Source organism: Actinotalea sp. C106 (genome assembly GCF_023630195.1).
Classification (GTDB): domain Bacteria; phylum Actinomycetota; class Actinomycetes; order Actinomycetales; family Cellulomonadaceae; genus Actinotalea.
In genome coordinates this window covers 1-4386 of record NZ_JALPKN010000260.1, presented here as the reverse complement: position 1 = coordinate 4386, position 4386 = coordinate 1, and the positions used below count along the sequence as shown (strand labels likewise).

Here is a 4386-nt window from a genome sequence, read left to right as displayed (position 1 = left end):
GAGGCCCTGCCGGGCGTGCACGTGCTGCACGCCGGGACCGCCCAGGCCGAGGACGGGCCACTCGTCTCGGCCGGGGGCCGTGTGCTCTCCGTGGTCGGCACCGGCCCCGACCTCGCCGCCGCCCGCGAGTCCGCCTACACGGGGATCGAGCAGATCTCCCTGCGCGGCTCGCACCACCGCACCGACATCGCCACCCACATGCCCACGCCGTAACCCCCCATCTCGTGTCAGAAGCTGGGATACCCAGGGCATCCCCACGCTCTGACACGAGCCCCCACCCATCTCGTGTCAGAAGCGGGGATACCTCGGGGTATCCCACGTTCTGACACGAGGGTGGCGCTTCAGGGGGTGACACGGTGGCGGGGGAGGCTGGCGGCGGTGGGAGACTGGCGCGCATGACGACGGCACCTGAGCTGGCTGGTTGGCTGCACACCTACTCGGGCAAGGTCCGCGACCTGTACGTCCCCGAGCCCGGCGGCCCCGCGGCCCTGGCCCACGGGGACGTCGTCCTGGTGGTCGCGAGCGACCGGATCAGCGCCTACGACCACGTGCTCACGACCCCCGTGCCCGGCAAGGGCGTGGTGCTCACCCAGCTGAGCCTGTGGTGGTTCGGCCAGCTCGCGGACCTGGTCCCCAACCACGTGGTGACGGCCGAGGTCGCCCCCGACGGCGTGCCGGCCGAGGTCGCGGGCCGCGCCATGGTCTGCCGCCGGCTCACGATGTTCCCGGTCGAGTGCGTGGCCCGTGGCTACCTCACCGGATCGGGGCTCGTCGAGTACCGCGCGACGGGCGAGGTCACGGGCATCCCGCTGCCGGCCGGCCTGGTCGACGGCTCACGGCTGCCCGAACCGATCTTCACCCCCGCAACCAAGGCCGAGGTCGGTGAGCACGACGAGAACGTCAGCATCGACGTGGTCGCGGCGCAGCTGGGCTGGGCCGAGGCCGAGGAGCTGCGCACGCTGACCCTCGCCGTGTACGGCCGGGCCGAGGCCGTGGCGCGCGAGCGGGGCGTGATCCTGGCCGACACCAAGCTCGAGTTCGGTCGGGCGCCCCAGGGGCCCGACGCCGGGACCGTGGTGCTCGGTGACGAGGTGCTGACCCCGGACTCCTCGCGGTTCTGGCCCGCGGACGGGTGGGAGCCCGGGCGGGCCCAGCCGAGCTTCGACAAGCAGTTCGTCCGTGACTGGCTGACCTCGTCGGCCTCGGGCTGGGACCGCGCCTCGGACACCGCGCCGCCCCCGCTGCCCGCGGAGGTCGTCGAGCGGACCCGCGACCGGTACCTCGACGCATACCGCCGCCTGACCGGCGCGGACCTCGTCCTGCCCTGACCTCACCTGAGCGTCTGTGTGACTCAGGTCACCGGCCCTCGATGAGATGAGGGCTACCTTCCTTAGGTTTGCCTATGCTCTACTGGCACGGCCAGAGCATGTGCCGTCCTGAGGAGCCGTATGTCCGTCGTCGCCGCCACCGACCCGCAGCGCAGGGTCCAGCCGGCGTCCCGAGGGTTCCAGGTCCAGGTCGCGCGCACGCGCCGCCTGAGCCCCAGCTTCCTGCGGATGACCTTCACCGGCCCGGACCTCGACGAGTTCGGCACCGAGGGCCTGGACCAGCGGATCAAGCTGGTGCTCCCCAACGCCTGCGGCGACCAGGTCGACGTCGCGTCCTTCACCGGCGCCGACTGGTACGCGGCCTGGCGCGAGCTCCCCGACGACCAGCGCAACCCGCTCCGCACCTACACCGTGCGCGCGGTGCGTCCCCTCGAGCGCGAGGTCGACGTCGACGTCGTGCTGCACGGGGTGGACCCGGGTGCGGTCACCACGCGGGGCTGCGGCCTCGCTCAGCTCATCGGCTGCGCCTGCAAGGCCCAGGTCGGCCCCGCCGTGAAGTGGTGCGCCGCGGCCCGCCCGGGGGACTCCCTGGTGCTCATCGGCCCGAACGCCCTGCACGAGGGCCCGAGCGCCGGCATCGAGTTCCGCCCGCCGGCCGACGCGACGTGCATCCTGCTCGGCGGTGACGAGACCGCCGCCCCCGCGATCTGCTCGATCCTCGAGCGGCTCCCCGCCGGCACCCGAGCCCACGCCTACGTCGAGGTCCCCACCGAGCACGACGAGCTCGACGTGCACCTGCCCGAGGGTGTCGAGCTCCGCTGGCTGCCCCGCCGCACCAGCGAGGGCGTCGCCCCGCACGGCAGCCTCATGACCGAGGCCGTCCAGACCACCGCGGCCCGCCTGGCCCGGGCCCGGCACGCCGGGGTCGAGCCCGAGGACGTCGACGTGGACAACGGCATCCTCTGGGACACCACCCGCGCGACCTCGGCCCCTGACGGCGTCTACACCTGGATCGCCGGCGAGGCCGCCGTGGTCAAGGGGATCCGCCGCTACCTGGTGCGCGACCTGGGTATCGACCGCCGTGCGGTCGCGTTCATGGGCTACTGGCGCGAGGGCCGCGCGGAGAGCTGAGGGCCTCGCGCACCGACAGGGCCGACCATTGTGGCGGAGCTCGGCTGCTGGCCCGCGCCGACTTTGCCCGCGCCCCAGTTGCTCCTCTCGAAACTGGGGTTCGACCGTGGCGTTGCGCGCCGCCGGTGAGGGCTATGCCCGGCGCCACCTCGTGTCTTCAGCCGCGCTGCGACCTCACGGCTAGAACCCGATAGATATACAGCACGACGCTGAGCAGAGCACCGATTCCTGCCAAGACCCATAGGCCCAGCAGCGCGCCTACTGTCGCCATCGAGATACTGAGCCCCAGTCCGCGGAGCACCATCCAGGTGGGCGACGCTCCGAGGAAGCCCCGGGCGCCCAGCGATCCGAGGTAGATCGAGACCGCTAGGAGGACCGCACTTCGCGCGCCGGTGAGACGACCTTGTTCATAGAGGCTGCTGGGCGTCATCTGATCTGCGACCTCGAGGCCACCAGTGAGTCGCATAGAGAGGGCGAGGACGCATACGACTACAGCAGCCACCAGGAGGCCTGCCGAGAGGCCGAGGGCTCTCGGTGGTGACGGTGACTCGCTCGCTGGGTTCATGGACTGAGCCTACCTGGCCCTTCGCTGGAGCATCGGGCTAGATAGGCTCAGCCACCGGGCGCTCCTAGAGGGAGGTCTGCAACCCGCCAAGGCCGATGCTCCGACCCAGGAGTTCGGTACACCGAGTATCGGCCGCAAAAGTCGTCTTGTAGGTCTTTCCGACCCACCGCCCGCGGCCGTTGTTGTACAAATCCATGTTCTTCTCCTTGGTCGGATTAGTGCTCACTGCCTCATGGTTGCTAGCGATCCGCTTCGCGGTTGACGCACCGAGGCTAACGGTCATAAGGCCATTCCAGTAGCAGTGACGAAAGGCGTCACCCTTGCCGTTGTGGACCGACTTCGGGTACCGAGCGGCGGCCAAGTTCAGGGCGGACTGAGCATGGTTCCGTGCGGTCCTGCAAGAGAATACGTCTGCAATTACAGTAACGCACGCAACTCCCTCCAGGCCTTTTGCGGAGAAGTACTTCGGAAACGCGACGTTCCCGGCGGCCGCGACCATTCCTGGAGATGCAAGTATGGGAATTTCGAGGTCGCTCTCAATGCGGGACTCGTTGAGTTCAAGCTGGCTGTCGCGAAGCACCTGTACGGACTGCTCATACGCCTCTGCCGGAGTAAGCCCTGACTCGAGGGTCGAGGCTTCGTCGTCTTCCTGATCGAGTGTTTCTGCGTAACTCGCGCTAGTTGAGCCCAGTGCGAGCGATGCTGCAACCGCTAGCACGAATACTCCTCGAAAGTTTCTCTTCTTCATTCGGTTCCCCCTCTGATCGGCGCGGTCATAAACCGCACCGCTGGTAGTCAATCGCGGTTGCTGGTGACTTCGGTTGAAGGGTGCCATGGCCAACGAGTGGGCGACAGCGGCTGAACGGGTGACTGCTGGGTCCTGCCGCGCAATTGGGGAGACGGTGCGGTCGACCAGTGCCGCAGCCTCTCACCTCCGTCCACGGCTATCGCGTTCGAACCTCGCAGGTGAGTCGTCCTGGGGATGTTGGAGGTTCCTGACCTTGGAAACGAAGATGGAGTCATGCCACGAGAGGTGTCGAAGGGGAGGTCGACTACGCGTCGGTATTCGGAGGAGGAGAAGGTCGCGGCGGTGCGGATGGTCCGGACGTTGCGGGCCGAGCTGGGCACCGACTACGGGACGGAGTCGGTCCGTCTGTGGGTGCGCCAGGCCGACATCGACGACGGTCACGCACCGGGGGTGACCTCGAGTGAGAGCGCGCGGCTGCGCGAGCTGGAGCAGGAGAACCGCGAGCTTCGCCGGGCCAACGAGATCTTGAAGCGCGCGGCGAGTTTCTTCGGGTCAGTACCAGACTGAACCTGGCTCGGCGGGGCTGGCTCGTTTCTTCGCTGCCCGATCGCGTG

At 68.8% G+C, this 4386-nt stretch carries 4 protein-coding genes and 1 pseudogene; 4 read left to right on the top strand and 1 reads right to left on the bottom strand.

Annotated features, from left to right (window positions below; genetic code table 11):
- The 3 genes from L0B03_RS14405 to L0B03_RS14395 all read left to right on the top strand — a co-directional run.
- Window positions 1–213 (top strand): phosphoribosylglycinamide synthetase C domain-containing protein (locus L0B03_RS14405; RefSeq protein ID WP_284501853.1); only part of this gene is annotated, 213 nt, incomplete at its 5' end.
- 182 nt (window positions 214–395) lie between these two features.
- Window positions 396–1328 (top strand): phosphoribosylaminoimidazolesuccinocarboxamide synthase, encoded by a 933-nt coding sequence (locus L0B03_RS14400; protein WP_250446979.1) that lies wholly within the window; start codon window positions 396–398, stop codon window positions 1326–1328.
- Window positions 1329–1448: 120 nt separating this feature from the next.
- On the top strand, window positions 1449–2459 hold the full coding sequence (locus L0B03_RS14395) for a siderophore-interacting protein (RefSeq protein WP_250446977.1): 1011 nt from the start codon (window positions 1449–1451) through the stop codon (window positions 2457–2459).
- Window positions 2460–3088: 629 nt separating this feature from the next.
- On the opposite strand, the gene L0B03_RS14390 is transcribed toward L0B03_RS14395, so the two are convergent.
- Window positions 3089–3772 (bottom strand): hypothetical protein, encoded by a 684-nt coding sequence (locus L0B03_RS14390; RefSeq protein ID WP_250446976.1) that lies wholly within the window; start codon window positions 3770–3772, stop codon window positions 3089–3091.
- A 273-nt stretch (window positions 3773–4045) separates the two neighbouring features.
- On the opposite strand from L0B03_RS14390, the pseudogene L0B03_RS14385 reads away from it, so the two are divergent.
- A pseudogene (locus L0B03_RS14385) lies at window positions 4046–4321 on the top strand (transposase); the annotation flags it as partial.
- Between the last annotated feature and the right edge of the window lie 65 nt (window positions 4322–4386).